The organism is Pseudomonas sp. GL-B-12 (assembly GCF_019955895.1).
Taxonomy (GTDB): Bacteria; Pseudomonadota; Gammaproteobacteria; order Pseudomonadales; family Pseudomonadaceae; genus Aquipseudomonas.
Genome location: NZ_JAHBCX010000027.1, coordinates 48,263 through 71,903, shown reverse-complemented (window position 1 = coordinate 71,903; position 23,641 = coordinate 48,263). Strand labels below are relative to the sequence as shown.

General features: G+C 59.6%; 21 protein-coding genes. All 21 read right to left on the bottom strand.

What is annotated here, in order from left to right:
- Positions 1–92: 92 nt before the first annotated feature.
- The 21 genes from KGA85_RS16275 to flgK all read right to left on the bottom strand — a co-directional run bounded on the left by KGA85_RS16275 (position 93) and on the right by flgK (position 23,624).
- Positions 93–1,457, bottom strand: coding sequence for a flagellar hook-length control protein FliK (locus tag KGA85_RS16275; protein WP_223543222.1), 1,365 nt, complete (start codon positions 1,455–1,457; stop codon positions 93–95).
- Between the two features lie 100 nt (positions 1,458–1,557).
- Entirely contained in the window at positions 1,558–1,908 is a 351-nt protein-coding gene (locus KGA85_RS16270) for an Hpt domain-containing protein (protein WP_223456451.1), read from the bottom strand.
- Between the two features lie 30 nt (positions 1,909–1,938).
- Complete coding sequence (locus KGA85_RS16265; protein WP_223456450.1) at positions 1,939–3,645, bottom strand: fused response regulator/phosphatase; 1,707 nt, start codon at positions 3,643–3,645, stop codon at positions 1,939–1,941.
- Between the two features lie 5 nt (positions 3,646–3,650).
- Positions 3,651–3,950, bottom strand: coding sequence for an STAS domain-containing protein (locus KGA85_RS16260; protein ID WP_223456449.1), 300 nt, complete (start codon positions 3,948–3,950; stop codon positions 3,651–3,653).
- Between the two features lie 89 nt (positions 3,951–4,039).
- Positions 4,040–4,489 carry a flagellar export protein FliJ gene (fliJ, locus tag KGA85_RS16255; protein ID WP_223456448.1) on the bottom strand — a complete coding sequence of 150 codons (450 nt, stop codon included), beginning with the start codon at positions 4,487–4,489 and terminating at the stop codon, positions 4,040–4,042.
- A gap of 6 nt (positions 4,490–4,495) precedes the next feature.
- Entirely contained in the window at positions 4,496–5,854 is a 1,359-nt protein-coding gene (gene fliI / locus KGA85_RS16250; RefSeq protein ID WP_223456447.1) for a flagellar protein export ATPase FliI, read from the bottom strand.
- Entirely contained in the window at positions 5,844–6,641 is a 798-nt protein-coding gene (fliH, locus tag KGA85_RS16245; protein ID WP_223456446.1) for a flagellar assembly protein FliH, read from the bottom strand. The genes fliI and fliH overlap by 11 nt, the downstream gene beginning before the upstream one ends.
- A 4-nt stretch (positions 6,642–6,645) precedes the next feature.
- Positions 6,646–7,665 (bottom strand): flagellar motor switch protein FliG, encoded by a 1,020-nt coding sequence (gene fliG, locus KGA85_RS16240; RefSeq protein WP_007983391.1) that lies wholly within the window; start codon positions 7,663–7,665, stop codon positions 6,646–6,648.
- The gene (gene fliF, locus KGA85_RS16235; protein WP_223456445.1) at positions 7,658–9,445 is read right to left on the bottom strand and encodes a flagellar basal-body MS-ring/collar protein FliF; all 1,788 of its coding nucleotides are present in this window, start codon (positions 9,443–9,445) and stop codon (positions 7,658–7,660) included. The genes fliG and fliF overlap by 8 nt, the downstream gene beginning before the upstream one ends.
- Positions 9,446–9,461: 16 nt before the next feature.
- Complete coding sequence (fliE, locus tag KGA85_RS16230; protein WP_223456444.1) at positions 9,462–9,788, bottom strand: flagellar hook-basal body complex protein FliE; 327 nt, start codon at positions 9,786–9,788, stop codon at positions 9,462–9,464.
- Between the two features lie 174 nt (positions 9,789–9,962).
- The gene (locus KGA85_RS16225) at positions 9,963–11,348 is read right to left on the bottom strand and encodes a sigma-54-dependent transcriptional regulator (protein ID WP_223456443.1); all 1,386 of its coding nucleotides are present in this window, start codon (positions 11,346–11,348) and stop codon (positions 9,963–9,965) included.
- Positions 11,349–11,353: 5 nt separating this feature from the next.
- Positions 11,354–12,547 (bottom strand): sensor histidine kinase, encoded by a 1,194-nt coding sequence (locus KGA85_RS16220; RefSeq protein WP_223456454.1) that lies wholly within the window; start codon positions 12,545–12,547, stop codon positions 11,354–11,356.
- Positions 12,548–12,675: 128 nt separating this feature from the next.
- Entirely contained in the window at positions 12,676–14,151 is a 1,476-nt protein-coding gene (locus tag KGA85_RS16215) for a sigma-54 dependent transcriptional regulator (protein ID WP_223456442.1), read from the bottom strand.
- A 172-nt stretch (positions 14,152–14,323) separates the two neighbouring features.
- Entirely contained in the window at positions 14,324–14,620 is a 297-nt protein-coding gene (gene fliT / locus KGA85_RS16210; RefSeq protein WP_223456441.1) for a flagellar protein FliT, read from the bottom strand.
- A 24-nt stretch (positions 14,621–14,644) separates the two neighbouring features.
- On the bottom strand, positions 14,645–15,034 hold the full coding sequence (gene fliS / locus KGA85_RS16205; RefSeq protein ID WP_223456440.1) for a flagellar export chaperone FliS: 390 nt from the start codon (positions 15,032–15,034) through the stop codon (positions 14,645–14,647).
- Between the two features lie 156 nt (positions 15,035–15,190).
- A complete protein-coding gene (gene fliD / locus KGA85_RS16200) occupies positions 15,191–16,576 on the bottom strand; it encodes a flagellar filament capping protein FliD (protein ID WP_223456439.1) in 1,386 nt (461 codons plus the stop codon).
- Between the two features lie 81 nt (positions 16,577–16,657).
- Positions 16,658–17,008 (bottom strand): flagellar protein FlaG, encoded by a 351-nt coding sequence (locus KGA85_RS16195; RefSeq protein ID WP_223456438.1) that lies wholly within the window; start codon positions 17,006–17,008, stop codon positions 16,658–16,660.
- A gap of 74 nt (positions 17,009–17,082) precedes the next feature.
- On the bottom strand, positions 17,083–18,528 hold the full coding sequence (locus KGA85_RS16190) for a flagellin (RefSeq protein ID WP_223456437.1): 1,446 nt from the start codon (positions 18,526–18,528) through the stop codon (positions 17,083–17,085).
- A 247-nt stretch (positions 18,529–18,775) separates the two neighbouring features.
- Entirely contained in the window at positions 18,776–19,705 is a 930-nt protein-coding gene (locus KGA85_RS16185; RefSeq protein ID WP_223456436.1) for a ketoacyl-ACP synthase III, read from the bottom strand.
- A gap of 300 nt (positions 19,706–20,005) precedes the next feature.
- Complete coding sequence (locus KGA85_RS16180) at positions 20,006–21,598, bottom strand: flagellar hook-associated protein 3 (protein ID WP_223533308.1); 1,593 nt, start codon at positions 21,596–21,598, stop codon at positions 20,006–20,008.
- 13 nt (positions 21,599–21,611) lie between these two features.
- Positions 21,612–23,624: a flagellar hook-associated protein FlgK gene (gene flgK / locus KGA85_RS16175; protein WP_223543221.1), complete on the bottom strand. Its 2,013-nt coding sequence runs from the start codon at positions 23,622–23,624 to the stop codon at positions 21,612–21,614.
- Positions 23,625–23,641 lie beyond the last annotated feature (17 nt).

Sequence of the window (23,641 nt, the reverse complement as noted above, 5' to 3'; positions counted from 1 at the left end):
CGAAAGCGGTGTGTCAGACGCATTCATGTTGACTGACACACCGCTTTCGCGAGCAAGCCCGCTCCCACATCAGGGGTTGGTGGGCAGCCGGGTCAGGCGTAGTAATCGACCGCGCTGGAGCCGATCACGCGGGTGGTATTGGCAGCCACTTCAGCGACGCTCGGGGTAATGTCGTCATCCATTGAATCGAGGCGACCGCCGCTGGCACTGGTCCGCCCGCTCTGGCTTTGCCGGGCTTGTTCCTGCCCTTGCTGCGAACCACGGGACTGGTCCGAAACGTTGACATCGACCTGCCCCATGCCCTGCTGCGCGAACATGTCGCGCAAGCGATGGACCTGGCCATCCAGCGCCTCACGGACCCCCGGATGCGCACTCATGAACGTGACCTGGGTCTGTTGATCGGGAACCATGTTCACTCGAATGTCCAGGCGCCCGAGTTCAGCGGGCTGCAACTGGATGTCCGCGGCCTTGAGATTGGCGCTGGACAGGTACATGACCCGGTTCACCACCTCTTCGGTCCAGCCGCTCTGGTGCATGGCGATCGGCTGGTTCACCGGCAAGGCATTGGCTGTCTTCGGTGTGGCCGCCTGGGTCAGCGCGGCCAGACGGTTGGCGAAATCATCGACACGGGTGTCGCTGCTGGCGGACTTGAGATCCTTCAGGCCGTCATCGATCAAGCCGCTGAAAGCCTTGTCATCGCCCTGGCTGGTGCTGTTCTTGTCGCCCTGAACATCCAGCAGGGTCGCCATGCCGGCGGCAAAGTTTTGCGCCGGTGTCAGCTCACCGTCGGCCTGGGCTTGCGCCTGTGTCGGAGCAGCCTTGGGCTGCGCCTGGCTGGAAGCCGATACGTGATCGCTCTGCTCCATCGCCAGCCGCACCGCCGGCAAGGCGTCGAGCGGATCGGTCGAGGGGTCGAAATCGCCGTCGGTAGTGGCCAGCGCTGGAGCGATTGCAGCCGTAGCCGTAGCCGCGGCGGCAACTGGCGCTTCAACGGCAGGTTGCACGGTGTCGGCCACGGCGGGGGCTACCGGTGCCGGCACGACTGGCTGAAGGACTGGCTGCAATGAAGGATCAAGCGCCGGATCGAGCAGTGCGGCATCGACGACCGGGGCGGGGTCGGCATCTGACGCCTCATCGCCGGCGGTCTTGTCGTCAGCCTGCACCGGCGTGTCGGCAGGCAAGGATTTGCCGCCATCGGCAACCACCGGTTCCTCGGCGGCAGGTTTGTCGTCGCCGGCGTCTTTTTTTCCGGCGACATCGCAGTTTTTTTCGTGACTCGGCTTGACCGAGGCATCCGCCAACGCATCGGGCTTGCTCTGGGCCTGGCTGGCGTAGACATGAGCGAAGCTTGCGGCCTTGTCCCCGGGCTCAGCAGTCAGCGCCGGAGGATTGGCGCAGGCCGCTTGAATCTTGGCCTGCCTGGAGGCCTGAAGCAGAATGTTGGGGGTAACGGGCATGAAACAGTCTCCGCTGCACGGGGCTCGTAAGTACAGTTGGACGAGTTAAATGCAAAGGCCGAGCCAATTTCACTCGAAGGAGACCAAATGCAGCGTATGCTCAGATTTTTGCTGGGCAACGCTGTCGTTCAGCTTCGTACAGAGGCCGGATAGCGGCGAATTCGCGGTCGATTTCGCCGACCAGTTCCTGAACGGCGGCACATGACAGGTTTCTGGCCTGCTGCTCAAGTTGATGGCAAAGCTCGGTCAGCCTGACTGCGCCCATATTGCTGCAGCTGCCTTTGAAACTATGGGCAGTTTCAACGAGCAGTGCGACACTGTCAGCTGTTCTCAAAACGCTCAGGCGCTCTTCGGAGTCCGCAAGAAAGATATCCAGCAGATCCGGATACCCCTCTTCCATCACTTCCTGCAACGCACTCAGCACGCCGCGATCTACATGTTTGTCGTCCACTTGCTCACTCCTTGATCAAGAATGCGCGGATTATGCCGCAGCCTTCCAGATAAACTCCACGCGTGCACTTCGACCATCGTCGGTCCAGCGGGCATTACGCCCCAACTGACGGATCAGACTGACCCCACGTCCCGACAGGCGGATGTCATCCACAGGTCTTGCCATCACCCGCTCGACATCGAAACCCTTGCCGCTGTCTTCGATGTGAATCGTCAGGCAACCGCCGTCGTCTGTTGGCGCCACCTGTAAATGTAACCGTACATAGCCTTCCTGAAGTTCGTCCAGCCGGGTATTGCGCTCTTGATAATACCGCGCAAACCCCGAGGCATCGCGCTTGAGGCTCGAATCCAGCCCCAGCACGCCATGCTCCAGCGCGTTGGAATAGAGTTCCGCCAGCACACTGTAGAGCGCACTGCTCTGAGCCCGAAGGCCATGCACCTCAAGCAGCAACTGCAACAGATAGGGTAAGGGATTGAAACGCTTGAGCGTGGCGGCGCGAAACTCGAAACTCACCGACCAGTCCAGCGGGCAGGACTGGCCGCTGTCGGAGTAGACCAACGCCGGTGCAGTGATCTGTGCCTGCTCCAGCAGGCTGATTTCGACCATGCTGACATCGTCGCGCGCTTCTCCGCCAAAATGACGCAGCGCCTGCTCGATCTCTTCGAACAGCGCATCTGGCTGGCGATTGGCGGCAAACACCTGCTGCAATCGCTGCACGCCAAACAACTGTTCATTGGCGTCGCAAGTGTCGATCACCCCATCGGACAGGAGAAACACCCGATCCCCGAGCGCCATGGGAAACACCTCGGTACGCTCATCGAAGGACTCCGGGCTCAGCACCCCCAAAGGCAGGTGCCACGCCGGCAGAGGCGTTCGCTCGCCACTGGCAACACGATGCAGGTAACCGTCCGGCATGCCGCCGTTCCAGACTTCCACCGAACGACGTTGAAAACTCAGGCACAGCAACGTGGCACAGCAGAACATGTCCACCGGCAGAATGCGCTTGAGCTTGGCATTCATCTCGCGCAGGGTTTCCGCCAGGCCGTAGCCCTTGGCGGTCATTCCGTAAAAGACTTCGGCCAAGGGCATGGCGCCCACTGCCGCCGGCAGACCGTGGCCGGTGAAGTCGCCCAGCAGCACGTGCATGTCTCCGGCCGGGGTGAACGCGGCCAGCAACAGGTCGCCGTTGAACAGCGCATAGGGCGATTGCAGATAACGGATATTCGCAGCGGCATTCAGGCAGCCGGAGTGCGCCACCTTGTCGAAAACGGCCTTGGCCACACGCTGTTCGTTGAGCAGGTAGTCGTGGTGCCGGGCGATCTGGTCACGCTGTTGCAGCACGGTGTCCTGCAAGCGCCGCAAGCGATCCATCGCCTTGATCTTGGCAGCGAGAATCACCTGGTTGTAGGGCTTTGCCAGAAAGTCGTCACCGCCGACTTCCAGGCAGCGGGCCAGGGCTTCGCTTTCGGACAACGAAGTGAGGAAGATGATCGGCACCAGGGTTTCCCCGGCCAGGGCTTTGATCTGCCGGGCCGCCTCGAAGCCGTCCATGACCGGCATCATCGCATCCATCAACACCAGGTGCGGTTGCTGCTGGCCAAACACGTCGACCGCTTCGGCGCCGTTGGCCGCCGTCAGCACTTCGTGCCCCAGGCGGCGCAGGATGCTCGACAGCAACAGGCGATCGGCGGCGCTGTCCTCGGCAATCAGGATCGTCAGCGGCTCCAGTGGTTGCATGGCAATCAACTGATGTCGAACAATTTGTCGAAGTTGGAGATGGCGAGGATTTTGCGCACATCGGTACTGCTGTTGACGACGCGCACATCGGAGTCGTCGCCACCGGCGTGATCGCGCAGCAAAAGCAGCATGCCCAAGGCCGAGCTGTCGAGGTAAGTGGCCTCTTTCAGGTCGACCACAACCGCCGATAGCTGTTTATCTTCGTAGGACTGACGAAATTCCTGATGCTTGGCGAAATCGAATCGTCCTTTGACCGATATCGTCAACTGTTGCCCATCAGGGGACACTTCGGTAACGACTGACATTCAATGGCTTCCTTGTCTTTGGAGAACGTTTAGAAGGTTTAGCACCAGCTGTGGATGGGGGCAAGCCAGCCTGTTTTTCGAAAGCCCGCTCAATAGGGGTTCTCGCGCGGCAAACGCTGGGACAATTCATCCAGCAGTTTCTGTTCGCGCCGGTCTTCAAGCGCCCGCGCTTCATCGGCATAGCGCTGAACCAGCTTGCGCAAACCTTCGACCCGGGCAAACGCCTGCTGCCAGGTTTCCCGGGCCTTGTTCAGGTTGTTCTGATGCCAGGCCAGGCTTTGCCGCTGCTGGTCGATGGCCGTGCCCAGTTGCGCGAGAAAGCCCTGATAGCCCAGCAGCCATTGGCCCGAGACGCCGCCGCTACCGCGCACGATCCATTGTTCCTGATAGTCGAGACGAAAAGCTTCGAGGTCGGCGAGTTTGCTTTGTGCCAAACGCACCTGCCCCTGAAAGTGCCCCAAGCGCTGAACCGCGGTTTTCTCGGCCTTTTCGGCCATTTCCACCACCGGCGCCAGCCGTCCCGCCCGACTCAGGGCCATGATCGCTTAACCGCCTGCCGCAGGCGCGAAGATCGAGGCCAGATATGCCTCGCTTTCGCCCAGGCTGATGCTGTCGTTGAGGCCCTGGCGCAGGTATTTGACCAATTGCGGTTGCAGGGAAATCGCCAGATCGGTCTCGCGGTCACCGCCGGCGACATAGGCACCGACGCTGATCAGGTCGCGGCTCTGCTGATACCGCGACCACAATTGCTTGAAATATTGCGCACGGGCCATGTGTTCCGGCGACACCACCGCCGGCATCACCCGGCTGATGGATGCCTCGATATCGATGGCCGGGTAATGCCCTTCCTCGGCCAGGCGCCGGGACAGCACGATGTGCCCGTCGAGCACGCCTCGCGCCGAGTCGGCAATCGGGTCCTGCTGGTCATCGCCTTCGGATAGCACGGTGTAGAACGCGGTGATCGAACCACCGCCCTTCTCCGCGTTGCCGGCCCGTTCCACCAGTTTCGGCAGCTTGGCGAATACCGACGGCGGATAGCCCTTGGTCGCTGGCGGCTCGCCGATGGCCAAGGCGATTTCCCGCTGGGCTTGGGCGAAACGGGTCAGCGAGTCCATCAGCAACAGGACATTCTTGCCCTTGTCGCGGAAATACTCGGCGATGCGCGTGCAATACATCGCAGCACGCAGTCGCATCAGCGGCGCATCGTCCGCGGGGGACGCCACCACCACTGAACGCTTGAGCCCTTCTTCACCGAGGATATGCTCGATGAACTCTTTAACTTCACGACCCCGCTCACCGATCAGCCCGACGACGATGATGTCGGCCTCGGTGAAGCGCGTCATCATCCCCAGCAGCACCGATTTACCGACACCGGTACCGGCGAACAGCCCGAGCCGTTGACCGCGACCGACCGTCAACATGCCGTTGATGCAACGGATGCCCACGTCCAGCGGTTCGCTGATCGGTTCGCGCTTAAGCGGGTTGATGGTCGGGCCATCCATTGGCACCCAGTCTTCGGCCTTCATCCCGCCCTTGCCGTCCAACGCGCGACCGGCGCCATCAAGCACCCGCCCGAGCATGCTCATGCCCATCGGCAAACGTCCGGTATCGGACAAGGGAACAACGCGGGCGCCGGGTGCGATACCGGCGACGCTACCGACTGGCATCAGAAAGACTTTGCTGCCGGAGAAGCCCATCACTTCGGCTTCGACCTGCACCGGGTGATAGCTGTCGTCGTTGATCACCATGCAGCGACTGCCCATGGCGGCGCGCAAGCCTTCGGCTTCGAGGGTCAGGCCGACCATGCGCAGCAAGCGGCCCTCAAGGATCGGCGCGCCAGCCAATTCAGTCGCCTCGGCATAACTGCCCAGGCGCTTGGCGAAGCTGGTGCGTTTAAGGCGCATCAGGTGCATCCGCTTCTGGCGCGGTCGCAGGTTTGCTGTCGATCGGCAGTTCCAGGCTCAAGTCCGGCGCGGCCGGATGCAAGGTTTGCTCGTGCAACTGATCGAACAGCTTGTCCATCACCTGCACGATGCGAGTTTCGACCGTGGCGTCGATGCGGCTGTGTTCTGTCTCGACCCGGCAACCGCCGGGCAATAGCGATTCGTCCTCGACGATGCGCCAGGTTTCTTCATGGCGTTCGCGCAGGGCTTTGACCTGTGCGAAATCCTGCGGATTGATGTACAGCCGCACATTGCCCACGCCCAACGGCAACAGCTTGAGCGCCTCGCGCATGACGTGTTCGATCTGCGTCGAGTCGATGGCCAGTTCGCGCTGGATCACCTGTCTGGTGATGTGTTGCACGAGGTCGACCAAGGACTTTTCGATCTGAGTGTCCTGCTCGGCGATGGGCTCGAACAGATGGGTCATCAGTTGCTCCAGGCCGGCAAGCTTCGGCGCCAATGCCTGTTCGGCTTCCTGGCGGACCTTGAGCGTGGTGCTGTGGAAACCCTCTTTCTCACCCACCGCGAAACCTTCGTTGTAGGCTTCCTGGCGAATGCTTTCGAGCTCTTCGAGGGTCAGTGGCTGGACTTCCTCCAGCGGCACTTCCTCCATTTCCGGCGGCTCGGGTTCAGGCTCAGGTTCCGGCTCGGGTTCCGGCGGGTCGAAGCTGGGCAGCGCCCAGGTATCGAAGCCACTGACATCCCTGGCCCGGATCAGGTCAGTAGGCGCTTCATCATGCTTGGCCATGGTGTTAGATCATTTCCTCGCCGCCTTTGCCGCCGAGAACGATTTCTCCGGCTTCGGCCATACGGCGGGCGATGGTGAGGATTTCTTTCTGCGCGGTTTCCACGTCGCTGACGCGCACCGGGCCCTTGGCTTCCAGGTCGTCGCGCAACAGTTCGGCCGCACGCTTGGACATGTTCTTGAAGATCTTTTCCTTGACGCCTTCGTCCGAGCCCTTGAGGGCGAGCACCAATACATCGGAGGACACTTCGCGCAACAGCGCCTGGATCCCGCGGTCGTCGACATCGGCCAGGTTGTTGAAGACGAACATGAGGTCCTCGATCTGACCGGACAGGTCTTCGTCGACTTCGCGGATCGAGTCCATCAACTGGCCTTCGATCGAACTGTCGAGGAAGTTCATGATGTCCGCTGCGCGCTTGATGCCACCCAGGGTGGTGCGTGAGGCATTCGAGTTGCCGGAGAACTGCTTCTCGAGAATCTGGTTGAGTTCTTTCAGGGCCGCTGGCTGAACGGTGTTCAGCGAAGACACTCGCAGGATGATGTCCAGCCGCACCTTGTGGTCGAAGTTGCCGAGCACTTCACCGGCCTGGTCCGGATCGAGATACGCCACCACGATCGCCTGGATCTGTGGGTGCTCGTAACGGATCACGTCGGCAACGGCGCGCGGCTCCATCCACTTCAGGCTGTCGAGGCCGCTGGTGTTGCCACCGAGCAGGATGCGGTCAATCAGGCCGTTGGCCTTGTCTTCGCCCAGGGCCTGGGTGAGCATCTTGCGCACATAGTCGTCGGAGCCGACGCCCAGGCTGGTCTGGTCGCCGACGATATCGACGAACTCGCTCATCACCTGCTCGACCTGCTCGCGGTGCACATTACCCATCTGGGCCATGGCCACGCCCACGCGCTGAACCTCTTTAGGGCCCATGTGGCGCAGCACCTGGGCCGCGTCGGTGGAGCCCAGGGACAGCAACAGGATTGCGGCCTTGTCGACCTTGGACAGTTTGGCGGCAACGGCTCGGTTATCACTCATCTGCGTTAATCCACTCTTTCACGACCTGGGCCACACGACCCGGATCTTCTGCCACCAGACTCTTGATTGCGTTCAATTGAGCGTCATAGCCTTCGCTCGGGCTCGGCAGCAGAATGCTTTGCGGACCACCGAGGCTGACACGGTCGTTGGCCAGTTCGCCATCCAGACCGCCCATGCCCCCCAACTCGACGTCGCTACCCAAGCCAACAAGCTGCTTGCCCTTGCCGCCCCCGGTGATGTTGTTGAGCACCGGACGCAGCACCCCGAACACCAGCACCAGAATGAACAACACACCCAGCACTTGCTTGACGATGTCCCAGAACCACGGCTGGGAGTAGAACGGAATATCGGCAATCACTTCACCGCGCTCGGCGGAGAACGGCATGTTGATCACGCTGACACTGTCACCACGGCTGGCATCGAAGCCGACCGCGTCCTGCACCAGACGCGTGAAGCGCGCCAATTCATCGGCGCTCCAGGGCGCACGGGTGGTTTCGCCGTTGGCCGGGTTGATCTTGACCTGATCATCGACCACCACCGACACCGACAGGCGATTCAACCGGCCCTGCTGCTGCTTGGTGTGGCTGATGGAACGGTCGAGTTCGAAGTTCTTGGTCGATTGTTGACGCTTGTCCGCCGGGTACGGCGCGAGCATCGGCTGACCGGTGGCCGGGTCCATGATTTGCTGGCCGTTGGCATCGATCAGCGGCTGGCCTGGCTGCACCATGCCCGCCGACGCTGTGGCGCCACCGGTGGTTTGCGGTGCGGAGGCCGGCGACGGAGGCTGGTTGCTCAGGGCACCCGGCACACCTTGCGGGCCATTGCTGGCGGTACGCTGTTCGTTGACCGACTGTTCGCTGCGCAATGCCGGCTGGTCCGGATTGAACTGCTCGGAAGTCGACTCGACCGCGCTGAAATCCACGTCAGCCGAAACTTCGGCCTTGTAACGGTCGTTGCCCAGCACCGGCTGCAAGATGTTGTGCACGCGCTGGGTGAGCATGCTTTCCATGCGACGGCTGTAGTCGAACTGCTTGCCGGCCATGGTCAGTTCGGAGTTTTCCGCCTGATCGGAGAGCAGGTTGCCCTTCTGGTCGACCACAGTGATCTGCGACTTGCTGAGTTCGGGAACGCTGGTCGCCACCAGGTTGATGATGGCCACGACCTGGCCGGGTTCGAGGGAGCGACCGGAATAGAGTTCTACCAGAACCGAAGCGCTCGGCTTGCGCTCGTCGCGCACGAACACCGAACTTTTCGGGATCGCCAGGTGCACGCGGGCACCCTTGACGTTGTTCAGGCTGGAAATGGTGCGGGCCAGTTCGCCTTCCAGGCCACGACGATAGCGGGTCGCTTCCATGAACTGGCTGGTGCCCAGTCCCTGTTCCTTGTCGAGGATTTCAAAACCGATGTTGCCGTCGCTGGGAGTGACACCAGCGCCCGCGAGCTTGAGCCGCGCGCGGGACAGGTCATCGGCCTTGACCAGCAAGGCACCGGAATTGGGTTCGACGGTGTACGGGATATCGGCGGAGGCCAGGGTATCCATGACCTGCTTGGCGTCCATGCCGGCAAGGCTGCCGTACAGAGGCCGGTAGTCCGGTTGCTGGGACCACAACACCACGGCAAAACCAATCGCCACGCTCGCTGCCAGGCCGACCAACAGGCCCACCTGACGCAACATGGTCATCTCGGAGAGGTTTTCCAGGAAGGACAACCCGAACAGCGGCGGCTTGCCGTCTATTGGAGTGGCCTTGGCCGGAACGTTATCGGCGACTGCTTCTGCCATGACTCAATCTCGTCCTTTAAACCGGCATCTGCATGATGTCTTGGTAGGCCTGAACCACTTTGTTTCGCACTTGGGTCAACGCCTGGAACGACACGCTGGCCTTCTGCGAGGAAATCATCACGTCGGTCAGGTCGACGCCGCTTTTGCCGATTTCAAACGCACTGGCCAACTGCGTGGAAGCCTGCTGGGTGTCGTTCACTTTATTGATGGCCTGACCGAACATGTCGCGAAAGCTGCTGCCCGTCAGTTCAGGGACGGCAGTCGATTTCGGCGCAGACATGGCATCCATTTGCATGGCGTGCATATCCAGCATCAACCGATTGAATTCAATACCTTGGCTCATGGTTTCTCTCTTTGACGACCCGCAATTTTTTGACACTCACTCGGCGGGTAATGAGGTGTTAGCAACAAGGGTGCCAGCTCCGTGACTGCTCTAAACAAAAGCCAATTCCGGGCTTTGCTCAACCGTGAACCACCGCCGCTCCCACATTTAGATCAGTGTTGATTCCGTCAACTTTCAGGTGGAGAACAAGTAGCCTTCCACATCCATGCCGGCATCGCGCATCTGCGCCAGCTTGTAACGCAGGGTTCGCGGGCTGATACCCAAGCGCTCGGCCGCCTCTTTGCGACGACCGCGCTCGGCGCGCAAGGTATCGATGATCATCTGGAATTCACGGCGACGCAGGTCATCGCCCAGCGCACCGGCCGACTCGGACTCGACTTCCACGGGACGCACCGGCGCCTGCGCCAATACAGGCAGAGGAGCGCAAGCCACCGGCCCGGCCAGACAGAAATCCTGCGGCTGGATCAAGCCACCCTGCTGCAGAATCAGCGCACGCTGAATCGCGTTGTCCAGTTCACGCACGTTACCCGGCCACGGATAACCGATCAGGCACGCCTGGGCCTCGGGCGACAATCTGGCAGCCGAATGCATCATTTTATTGACGTGCCTGGCCAGCAGGCGCTCGGCCAGCGGCAGGATGTCGGCGGTACGCTCGCGCAATGGGCGCCAGGCCAGGGGAAATACCGACAGGCGATAGTAAAGATCTTCGCGGAAGCGCCCCGCCGCCACTTCACCCGCCAGGTCGCGATTGGTGGTCGCGACCACGCGAATGTCCAGCGTGATCGGTTTACGCGCCCCAACCCGTTCGACCTCGCGCTCTTGCAGCACACGCAGCAGTTTGGCCTGGAGCCCCAGGGGCATTTCGGAAATTTCATCGAGCAGAATGGTGCCGCCGTCGGCCTGCTCGAACTTGCCGGCTTGCGCGGCAATGGCGCCGGTGAAGGAGCCCTTCTCGTGACCGAATAAGGTCGCCTCGAGCATGTTGTCCGGGATCGCTGCGCAGTTGATCGCAATGAACGGCTGACGGACGCGATGAGAATGCTGATGGATGTAACGTGCCAGCACCTCCTTGCCCGTGCCCGACTCGCCCGAGATCAACACCGTGGAATCGCTGCGCGCGACCCGCGCCGCCAACTCGAGTAACTGCGCGCTCGCCGGCTCGAACGCTACCGGCCCTTCGCCTTCGGTCAGGCCGAGACTGCCCGGGGCATGACACGCCACCAGATCGAGCAACGCCTTGGGCTCGAATGGCTTGACCAGGTAGTCCGCCGCCCCTTGGCGCATTGCATCGACCGCACGCTCGACCGCACCGTGAGCCGTCATCAGCAACACCGGCAACTGCGGCTGCCGCGCTCGCAGCAGGCCCAGTAACTGGTGGCCATCCATGCCCGGCATGTTGACGTCGCTGATCACCAGGTTGAAGGCCTCGCCGCCGACTGCAAGCAACGCCTCCTCTGCCGAACTCACCGCTTTGTAATCGTGCCCCGCGAGCAAGAGCGTATCGGCCAGCGCCTCGCGCAACGCGCGGTCGTCCTCGACCAGCAGAACCTTGATACCCATCTGCGTCACTCCGCTCCTTGAGCGCTGCTGAACAACGGCAGGATCACCTGCGCGCAGGTGCCGCGACCGAGCCGCGAACGCAACTGCAATTCGCCCCGATGAGCACGCGCTACGGCCTTGACCACGGTCAGGCCAAGGCCCGTGCCGGTGCTCTTGGTGGTAAAAAAGGGTTCGCCCAATCGCGCCAGAACGGCCGCATCGATACCGCTGCCACTGTCACTGACGCACAGGCGCAGGCTGTTGCCGCGGGTGTAGAGGTGAATCTTGAGACGCAATTGACCGGCACTGGCCTGAATGGCGTTCTCGATCAGATTGAGGATCGCGCCGACCAGGGTGTCGCGATTGCACAGCAACTCCCCCGAGTGACTGTCGCACTGCCAGCGGATCGGCAGATCCTGCACGTGGGTCAGCGCTGCCGCTTGCAACGATTGCATCAGTAGGCCGGGGGTCACGCGGTCGGTCAGCGGCAACTCGCCCCGGGCGAAGACCAGCATGTCGCGCACCTGGTGCTCCAGCTCGTGCAGTCGCTCCTTGAGGCGCCCGGCAAAGCGCTGCCGGGTAGCGACCGGCAGCTCTTGCTCGGTCAAGTGACTGGCATACAGCAGCGCGGCGGACAACGGTGTGCGTATCTGATGAGCCAACGAAGCGACCATGCGCCCCAGCGACGACAGACGCTCATGACGGGCCAGTTGATCCTGCAGATGGCGGGTTTCGGTCAGGTCGTTGAGCAACACCAACTGGCCGGGCTCGGCGTCCAGCGAGCGCGTGGCGATCGACAGACGCCGACCATCCTTGAGGGAGATTTCATGACCATCGTCTTCGCGCGGCGCAAAACAGCGGGCAATGACGTGGCGCCACAATTCGCCTTCGAGCGGTAAACCCAGCAACTCGCACGCCGCCGGATTGGCTTCGCGCACAATGCCCTGGGCGTCAATGACGATGACACCACCGGGTAACAGATCAAGGAGGTTTTGCAGGCGGTTGGCCAGGCGTTCTTTTTCCGCCAGCTCCTGCATGCGCTGCGCACTGACCACCGCCAATTCACCCTTGAGCTCGGCGACCCGGGCTTCAAGCATGCTGTAGGAATCGGTCAACTGACTGGACATCTGATTGAACAGCACGAATGCCTGCTCAAGGCCAAGCCGGCTCGCCTGCTCTACGGACGACGGTTGCACCGAAGCATCAGGGACAGGAGACATCTGGGCGGCTTGGGGCATTGTGCTCTCTCGCTTGGCTGACCGTCAGTGAAACGGAACGTTGCGAGGGATGTAGCAATACCCGTGCCTAAAAAAAACTTCTTATAAATGAATGAGTTGAAAAACAGGCGTCAATCATCCGCCTGCTCGTCTCCATCACGACGACTCATGCCGTACTTGCGCATTTTCTCCACCAGCGTGGTACGACGAATACGCAGGCGCTCGGCCGCGCGGGCCACAATGCCATTGGCGTCATCCAGCGCCTGCTGGATCAACCCTTGCTCCAGACCACCGAGGTAGTCCTTCAGGTCCAGGCCTTCCGGCGGCAGCATGGCATTGGCCGTGAAGTCCGTCGTATGACCGTTGATGGCCACGCGCTCTTCCAGATCACTGCGCAGGCTGTCGACCATTTGCTCGTCTTCATCGTCGACGTAGCGGAATTTCTTCGGCAACTCGACCACGCCGATCACGCCGTATGGATGCATGATCGCCATGCGCTCCACCAGGTTGGCCAGTTCGCGGACGTTGCCCGGCCAGCCATGGCGGCACAGCGACATGATCGCCGCCGAGTTGAAACGGATCGAACCGCGCTTCTCGTGCTCCATGCGCGAGATCAGTTCGTTCATCAGCAGCGGAATGTCTTCGACGCGCTCACGCAGCGGCGCCATCTCGATCGGGAACACATTCAGGCGGTAGTACAGGTCTTCGCGGAAGGTGCCGATCTCGATCATGCTTTCGAGATTCTTGTGGGTCGCCGCAATGATGCGCACGTCGACGCTCTGGGTCTTGTTGCTGCCCACGCGCTCGAAGGTGCGCTCCTGCAACACGCGCAGCAACTTGACCTGCATCGGCAGCGGCATGTCGCCGATTTCATCGAGGAACAGGGTGCCGCCGTTGGCCAGTTCGAATCGACCGGCGCGGCTGGTGATCGCCCCGGTAAAGGCGCCCTTCTCATGACCGAACAATTCGCTTTCCAGCAACTCTGCCGGGATCGCCCCGCAGTTGACCGGCACGAACGGCGCTTCGCGGCGCTTGGAATGGTAATGCAGGTTACGCGCAACCACTTCCTTGCCGGTGCCGGACTCACCGAGGATCAGTACGCTGGCATCGGTATCGGCGACTTGCTGCATCATCTGGCGGACGTGTTGAATCGCCCGACTGGTGCCGACAAGACTGCGGAAAAGATTGGGTTCGCGATGACGACCGCGCTCGCGGGCCTGGTCGTACATCTCGCGATAGACCTGGGCACGGTGCAGCGAATCGAGCAATTTGCTGTAGCTGGGCGGCATTTCGAGGGTCGAAAGCACTCGCCGACGCTGGTCTTCCGGCAGGTCAATGGAAGAATTATCGCCCATTAACAAAACCGGAAGGAACTCATCCCAGGTCGAGAGTGTCTTTAACAAGCCCAGAAGTGAACCAGGAGCATTGACCGTCCCGATGAGGACACAGATTACTTCACGACTTGACGACAAAGAGCCGACAGCCTGCTGCCAGTCATGGCTACCACAGGGTAAATTTTCTTCGCCGAGAAAATTTAAAATCACCGCCAGGTCGCGGCGGCGGACGCTATCGTCATCAATCAGCAGAATTTTGGTTTCACGCCACATGCAATAGCAACTTCCCTAGTCAACTCAATGCCCAAAATGCTGGGGCAAGCTAGACGCTTGCAGACACGTTATGCCTGAAGACGACTGAAATCTGGAACCAGCCACTAGTTAAGTCAAAAAACCGCGCACAGTCAAATTTATGGCGCACATATCTGGATTAACTTGGGGTTAATTAACCAAACAGATGGTAAACCTTTGCTGCGTTCCGCGCTTGCTGGATCTGGGACATTTCATCGACTATCGCCTGCCTCTCCCCCATTGTCGCTGTCAGCAAATCTTTATACACCGCCAACAACCCTTCGAGATTTGTCCGCAATGCCTCTTCGTCGATCGGCGCCTCGCTGAGCACTTCATCGACGCACTCCCGGCAAGCCGCATCCAGCTCGCCAATGGCATCCCAGTTGCGCGCCGCCAGAGCGTCGACCAGGGCTTCACGGGTTTCTTCAATCCGCCGCAGTGCTTGACTCATGACGTCATCCTCAGACCCTCGGGCCTATTGATTGGCAATGGCATCCCAACCGCTTTTCAGGGTTTCGAGCAAACCCGATACTTCGTCGATGATTTCGGCATTGTTGTCACGATTGGCTTCCATCAGACGCGTCATCATGTAGGCGTACAGGTTGTCGAGCTGCTGAAGCGACGCCGGGTCATCGGTTTTCTCGGGATTCAAGCCATCGCGCAGGCCGATGATGATGTCCACGGCCTTGCCCATCATCAATCCCTTGAGTGCGATGTCGCCCCGCTCCATCGCACCTCTGGCCTGGGCCATGCGGTCCAGCCCGCCCTCCATCAGCAGCTGTACCAGGCGATGAGGATTGGCTTCAGAGATCTGAGCATGGGAATTGACCTTCTGGTATTGGCGAAGGGCTCTCATGGGGTTCATGTTTCTACCTCGTGACGGACAACAGCTTGAAATTGGGAAGGCTCTGATCTTTATGTCGACTGAGGGACACATAACTTTAACCCAGTCCGACCACCAATGAAAAAACCCAGGCACAGTCATTACAGACTGCCTGGGGTTTTTTATGCCTGATCCGGATCAGTCCGACTTCGGATTGTTCAGCGCATTGAGCGTGGTCATGATGCTATCGCTCTGAGCGCGCAGTTTGGCCACCAGGGAGTCCATGGCGGTGTACTTGGCAGTCAGGCTGGTTTGCAGGCCGGCCATTCGTGCATCGAGGGAGTCCTGCTGCTTTTTCAAGTCGTTCAGGCTGTCGGTCAGGGTTGCCGAACGGGCAGCGAACACACCGGTCTTGCTCAGGGCAAAGCTGTCGGTGGCGGACTTCATGCGGGCCAGCAAACCGGTGTCGCCGGTAAAGATACCGTTGATGTCGGCGGCATTGGTCAGCGCTGCGGCGTCGAACAATTTATCGTCGACGGACAGCATCCCGGTTTTTTGATCGGTCTTGACGCCGAACTGAGCGAGCGATTTCAACTGACCGGTTCCGCCCATCGCATTCAGTTCGGTACGCACCGCCGACATCAATGAACGCAGGGAGGCATCGCCCGTGAGCGCGCCAGACGTCACGGAACCATCGGCACTGGTGGTGACTTGAGTCTCGGCATTTGAAGCCTTGATCAGGGCGTTGTAGGTATCAACGAACCCCTTGACCGCCGACTTCAGCGTCGCTGTGCTCGCAGACACCGTGATGGTTGCCGGCGTCGCTGCGCCACCACCTGACGGCGTCGGCGACACACCAGTCAGCTTGACCGTGATCCCGCTCACGGCATCGGCGATGGTATTGGACTTGGAGGTCATCGACACACCGTCAAGAACGTACTCGGCGTTTTGCGGGGGAGCAAGGACGGTGACACCCGTTTGCAGGCCTGAGTTGCCCGACAGTGTCAGATCCGTACCAACACCGGTCGTGGTCGAGGTCAATACCATCCGAGAGCCAGTGGCGTCGGTCAGGATGTTGGCACTCAAGCCCTGGTTGGCGTACTGCGAGTTGATCGAATCGCGGACTTGCTGCAACGTCGCGCCGGCAGGAACGCTGACGTCGAAGGTGTTGCTGCCCTGCTTGATGCTCAGCGTGGTTGGCACCGAACCGGCGTTGACCACCGAAGAAGCACCGCCGGCATAAACCTGGGTGGAAATCTTCGACGCGGTTGCCAGTTTGGTGACCAGCAGCGAGAAACTGCCAGCCGCCGCGCCTGTACCCGTGGTTATGGTGGCAACTTTTTCATCGGAGGACGAACCGCTCAAGCCACTGAAGCTAGATGCGGTTTTCATGTTGTCCAACGCACTGCGGAAGGCATCCAGCGCTGCCTGGATTTTGCCGATGGACGACAGCGAGGTGGTTGCTTTCAGCGTCTGATTGTTGATCTGCGTTTGCTTGGGCGCTCGTTCCGCGTCCACCAAAGACTTCACGATCAACTGGGTATCAATGTTCGAACCAACACCGCTAACCGTTGTACCCGCCATCATCTCTCTCCTTATCCAGTGGCTGCCGACTTCTTGATTACGCGTGTGCTAATCATCGACAGCAACAAAATTCATGCCAGTTCAGACTTTGTCTTCAAACAACAAACTACTGGCGTCCGACAGGCTTTGTGCCAGTTTCAGTGCGGTTTCCGAAGGGATCTGGCGAATCACGTCACCGGTATCGGTGGCAATGACCTTGACCACGACCCGGCCGGTGGAATCATCAATGGAAAAATCCAGTTTGCGCTGGGCAGCCTGGACGAATTCCTGAATATCGGTCACAGCCTTTTCCAGGTCGTCGCGCTTGGGTTCGGAACCCGATGACGCAACGGCTTCAACCTTGGGCTGATCCTGTTTGGCAGTGACAATCGGCGCTGCGCTCTGCGGCGCAACGGCCGGATAAGACAGGTTCAACTTGACGCTCATGTCCATGCTAAATCTCCTCATCACGGAAAAGACGAAAGGGCACGTAAACGCGCCCTTCCGTCAGTCACCAAGCGCTGGAATTACTGAAGCAGCTTCAGTACAGCGGATGGCAGCTGGTTAGCCTGGGACAGGATCGCGGTGGAAGCCTGTTGCAGGGTTTGTTGCTTGGTCAGCTGAGCAGTTTCCGACGCGAAGTCGACGTCCTGGATCACGCCACGAGCAGCGGTGGAGTTGTCCGAGATGCTGCGCAGGTTGGCCACGGTGCTATCGAAACGGTTTTGTACAGCACCGAGGTCAGCACGCTGGGAGTCGATGTTGGCGATGGCCTGGGTGATCACGTCAACAGCGTTTTGCGCGTTGGTGGCAGTGGTCACGTCAGTGTTGTTGACGGTAGTTTTAGCCGAGCTGACGGTAGTACCGGCAGCAACGAACAGACCGGTTGCACCAGCACCGCTCAGCGAGTAGCTGTTGGTGGAGTTCAGCGATACTGCACCGGTAACCTGGATTGGACCAGCAGCGGCAGCAACACCAGTACCGTAGGCACCAGCACCGTTTTTGGCAGCAACGGTGATACCAGCGATTGCGCCGGCGTCACCAGTGTCCAGAGTGATGTTTTCACCGGTGTCGGACTTGATTTGCAGGTTGTTGGTGGTGGCGTTGTAGTTAACGCTGATACCCAGCTTGGCAGCGTTGGACTTCAGTTGGTCAGCCAGGCCAGCAGTGTCTGTAACACCAACCATGTTGACTGCGGTGCCGCTGCCTACCTTGATGGAGAAGTTGGCGCTGGCTGGAGTAGCGGCCAGGATCGCAGCGGTGTTTACAGTGAACTGGGCTTCAGTGCTGGCAGTAGCCGACAGGCCACCGATAGCGCCGTTCAGTTGAGCAGCGGTAGCCTTGGCAGACTGGCCGGCAGCAACAGTTACGCTAGCGGTCTGGCCACCACCAGTGATAGCCAGAGCACCGCCGGCAACACCGGTAGCGCTTGGCGCGATGGCCACGGACTTCAGCTGCTGGGAACCGATGTTGTTAGCCGATACGTCGCCCAGAGTCATGTTGATGGTCTGGTTGGCGTTGGCGCCCACTTGGAACTGGGTAGTACCGAAGGAACCGTCCAGCAGGTTACGACCACCGAAGGTAGTGGTGGTAGCGATACGGGTCAGCTCAGCAGTCAGTGCGGTGTATTCAGCGTTGTTCGACTTACGGTCTTCGGCGCTAGGCGAGCCGTTCGCGGAAGCCAGGGCCAGGGTACGCATTTTCTGCAGGATGTTGGTGGATTCTTGCATCGCGCCTTCAGCAGTTTGCGCGATGGAGATACCGTCACCGGCGTTCTTGATAGCGGTCTGCAGGCCGTTGATCTGGCTGGTCAGACGGTTGGAAATTTGCAGGCCAGCAGCGTCATCTTTAGCGCTGTTGATACGCAGGCCGGAAGACAGGCGTTGCATCGAAGTTTGCAGAGCGTCAGACGAACGGGTCAGGTTCTTTTGAACGTTCAGCGATGCAAGGTTGGTGTTTACTGTTAAAGCCATGACGAAATCCTCGTTGGATGGATACTTCGGCTTCCGGCCCTGACATCCGTCGGGTTTGGCCTAGAGAACCTACGTAATAGTTATCGTCGTGAAGAGGCTTTGCTTGAGCGGTTTTTTGCAGATTTTTAGTGGCAGCGTGCCAGCCCTTTATTTTCAAGGCTTTACAGCCAGAAAATCGGCGCCATAAAAAAGCAAAACGCCCGGCAACTTACGTTACCGGGCGTTTTTTATGCCTGTATTCCAGCCATCAACCGCGATAGAGAATCGCCGAGCCCCACGATAGACCTACACCGAAGCCGCTGATGGCCACGCGCGTCCATTTCGAATCGAACACATGGTTTTGCAGCAGCAGCGGGATGCTGGAGGAAACCGTGTTGCCGGTTTCGAGCATGTCCTTGACGAACTTCTCCGGCTCACCTTCTTCGAAGCGGCGCGCTACGGCATCGACGATGGCCGCGCTGCCCTGGTGAATGCAGAAGGCATCGATGTCGCTGGCCTGCAAGTTCGACTCATCCAGCAGCTCATGCAAATGCGCCGGGACTTTCAACAAGGCGAAGTTGAAGACCTGGCGGCCATTCATGAAGAACACACCGTCGGTGACCTTCAGGTGCGGCGCGCCGGAACCGTCGGTGCCGAACTTCGACTTGCCCAACTGCCAGACAGCGTTTTCGCCCATCCAGGTCGCAGTGGCGGCATCGCCGAACAACATGGTGGTGTTGCGGTCTTCCGGGTCGACGATCTTCGAATACGGATCGGCGGTGATCAGCAGGCCGTTTTTCAGACCTGTCGCTTCCATAAAGCCTTTGATCGCGTAGATGCCGTACACATAGCCGGAACAGCCCAGGGAAATATCGAAAGCGGCGACATGGGTCGGCAGGCCCAGCTTGTCCTGAACGATCGCAGCGGTGTGCGGCAACCCTTCTTCATCACCGTTCTGGGTGACGACGATCAGGCAATCGATGGCTTCACGCTTGAGCTCGGGGCTGGCGGCGAACAGCGCATTGGCGGCTTCGACACACAGGTCGGACGTTTCCTGATCGGCATCCATACGCGGCAAAAACGCCGAACCGATCTTGCCGAGGATGAAGGTTTCGTCCTTGTCGAACTTTGCACCCTGGGCGTAGTTATCAACCCCGGCTGCCGGCACGTAACTCGCAATATTTTTTATGCCAATCATTATGGCTTCCCAATAATAAACAGCTGAACATCGCCGCTCGCTGAATCGAGGGCGTCTACAGTCAGGGCCTGGCATCGTCGGCGCTCAAGCAAACACCTTGAACAGTCCGCCACCTTTCACCGCCCGCAGACAGGATACAGTGAAGATGCGCGTTTTGACTGGCGGGTCACTCAGAGATCAGTGCTTTATTTGATTTTATGGTCCGGATCCCGCCCCACCCTGCTACGCGACGCGCCGAAAAAAGGCAAAAAAAAGCCAGCCCCCTATGAAAGGGACTGGCCGCGAGCGATCAAGACCGACTCAAAGCTTGTTGAACAGGCTCAACTGGGAAACCTTGGCGAACGCCAGTTGCGCGGCCTGCAGCATGGTTTGCTGCAAAGTCAGACGCGTCAGCACTTCCGCCGGGTCGGTATTCTTGATCGAGTTGCCGGTCGATTCGTTGATCAGGCGGGAGCTGGTGTTCTGATCAGTCTGCATGTCCATCACATTGCCCCGGGCACCGATCGCCCCACGCGCCAGGTCAACCTGGTTCTTGGAGTTGTTCAGGTTGGCAATGGCGGAAGCGACGGTGTCTTCCATAAAACGCTGGGCGACCGGGTTGCCTTGGGTCGGCGCGTCGAGCGCCGAACGCAGCTGGCTGATGGTATCGAGGACGTTCTGGGTCTGGTGTGTATTGACCGCGATATCAAACTGATCGCCTGCCGCCGGCGTCGACGGTGTGCCGCCCAAAGTGAAGCTGACACCCGCCGCCGTCGCCACGCCTGCCACTACAGTCCCGGTGGTAACCGGGGTACTGGTGCTGGTCAATGGGCGCGCGTACAGCTCAAAGGTCCCGGTACCGGTGAACTTCAGCACCGCCCCGCCTTCGGGGAAGAAGCTCTTGTAATCGGTGGCATTGGTCACCGCAGTCTGGGTAATGATCGCCGTCGATGGGTTGTTCGGGGCGCGGTTGGCGACGAAGCTGTCCGGCTTGGCCGTCAACTGGAAGCTGTGACCGGCGATCACGGCGTCGGCGCTGGCGGAGTCGGCAGGTGTGTCACCCGCCTGGAAAGTGATGTCCAGCTTAAAAGTCACACCACGGAAGTTGACGTCGGAACCGCCCTTGGCATTCGGATCAAATTTGCCACCACCGGTCGCTTCCGCCGTCACGTCATTACCCAGCGCATCGGTAATCACGAACTGGGTACTGCTGGTGAACGACATGGTGTAAGGCTGACCGTTGCGGAAACTCGCATCGAAGGCCGGACCGGAATTTACCAGTCCCGGGGACAAGTCCACCCGCCCGTCATTAACGGCAGGTGCTGTCATGGTGGTCGAACTGCGGGCGGCATTGATTGCCTGCTGGAAAACGTCCCAACCGGTATCGTTCAGGCCCAGGGACATCGAATCGCCGATCTTCAGTTCCAGCTGGGTCTGGTCGCCCTGATAGCTGTAGGTGCCGTCACTGTTGCGTACAAACGGCTGAGTGTTGTTACTCGCGCCGGAGAAAATGTACTTGCCGCTGGCATCCTTGCTGTTCATCAGGCTCAGCAATTGCTCTTCGGACTGCTTGAGTTCGGCGGCGATGGATTTACGGTCATCGTCGTTCAACGAACCGCCACCGGCTCGTATCGCCAACTCACTGACTTTTTGCAGCACGTTGTTGATGCTGTCCAGCACGCTCTCTTCCTGCGCCTGAGCGGTGTTCAACGCGCTGATGTTGGTGGTGTACTGCCCCAGCATGGCTTTTTGTTGCTCGAGTTGCAGCAACCGCGCCGCGCCGACAGGATCGTCCGCCGCGGTCTCGAGCTTCACGCCGCTGCTGGCCTGCTCGGCCGTCTTCATCACATTGTTGAGGTTGCGAGAATAGTTGGCGGCCGTCGTGGCGTAATACTGTGCTGTAGAAATGCGCATGTTCTACGGCTCCTTAAAGGGCATTGATCAGGGTGCTGAAAATTTCCTGCGCAGTCTTGATGATCTGCGAAGAGGCCGTGTAGTACTGCTGGAACTTGGTCAGGTTGCCAGCCTCTTCATCGAGATCGACACCAGACAGCGAGTCGCGGGCGTTTCGAGCGCCAGTCAAGATGGTATCGGTAGCCGTTGCATCCAGTTGCCCCTGCTTGGTCAGCGAGCCGACCTTCGATACCAGACCACCATACGCATCGGTAAAGCTCACACCCGGACTGGTCGCAGTTGCACCGACTGTCGCCTTGGTTTGCAGACCGAGCAAGGCCTGGGCATTGCGGTTGTCGGTACTGTCGGCCGCAGTCATGGAAATGTTGAAGCTGTCCCCCGAAGCAGGGCTGCCGCTGACGGTCATTCCCACATTGAAGGTTTTGGCGTTACCACCGGCATCGGTGTAAGGCACTGCGATACTCAGGTCGTTGTTCTGACCTGGCACGATGTTGCCGGTACCGATGCTGTTGCCCTTGGAATCGAACACTTCATAAGCGGTAGCACTGGTCATCAGCATGCGCACGGGCATCGATGCCTTGACCGCCGTCTGCACTTCCAGGCGCTGGACCGGATCGTAGATATCCAAAGTGGTGGTCAGGTTCGGCTGGCTGACAGCACCGGTGCCGTCATTCCCCGAGGCCTTGGTGGAGGTCAGCGGTGCGGACGTAGCCAGGGTTTTGGTATCGGTCATGACCGTGGTCATGTCCGCAGCACCACTGCGGGTCGGGGTAATCTTGAAGGAGTCCCCGACGGCGACCGAACCACTGTTCAAGCTCAGGCTGAATCCATCGATGACCGGATTGGCCGCAGGAGGCGTGGCGAAAGCGAAGTTACCCATGTCGGTGTTATCCGACAGTCGACGCACGTTGTAGCCCGAAGCAGTGACCGTCACCTGATAATCGCTGGCTTGCAGCTTGCTGGTGTCTTTGATGGTGACATTCAGATTGCCGGACGCCGGATTGTTGTTGGCATTGGCAATACTGCGCTGGCTGATGGCCGCCACACTGTTGATGTTGTTGAACAGTGCCGCACCGAAGTTACCGCTCTGATCCAGGCCCTGCCCCAGCTGCTTGTTGACCTGATCGGCCACAACCATGGCGATACGCCCCAGGTTGTTGACTGCGGGCGTCAGAACTTCAGTGCGATAGCGCAACAATCCACCCATCTGGCCGCCGCTCATCACACCGGTGATATCGATCGACGAACTGCCTCGATCCATGATGATCGAGGCACGAACAGGGTCGGTCGGGTCTGCCGCCACGCGCAATTTATTGACCGTGTCGCCGATAACCAACGGCTGGCCGCTACCCAGGTAGATATCCAGTCGGCCGTCGGTTTCGGTGACCTGTGTGCCGACCAGTTCGTTGAGCTGGCGGATAGTTTCGTTACGCTGATCCAGCAATTCATTGGGCGTTCCACCCGAACCACTGACTTCACCAATTTTTTTGTTGTAGGCCGCAACGGTCGACGCCAGTTTGTTCACCTGATCGGCCATCGAGCCCAACTGATCATTGATGTACGAACCTTGCTGCTTCAACTGCTGGGACATCGCATTGAAACGGCTGCTCAAGCCCTGGGCATTGGTCAACAAAGCCTGGCGCGAAGCGTTGTCGTTGGCGTTGCCGGACAACGTTTGCAGTGACGAGAAAAATGACTGCAGTGTCTTGGTAATACCGGTACCGCTGTCGGACAGCAACTTGTCCACTTGCGTCGCCTGCCCAAGATAAGCCTGCGCATCGCCGTTGAGCGAAGTGGTGCTCTGCAATTGTGCATCAAGGTAGCTGTTATAGACCCGACGCACATCAGCCAGAGTAGTGCCAGTGCCGATGAACACATTGCCATTCTGTATAGAGCTTTTGGTGCCCTGGACAGTTTGCTGGCGCGAGTACCCGACGGTATCGACGTTGGAAATGTTATTACCCGTAGTCACCAACGAAGCGTGACTGGCGGACAAACCCGACATCCCGATATTGAGCAAACTCATGGTTCAAACCTTATACC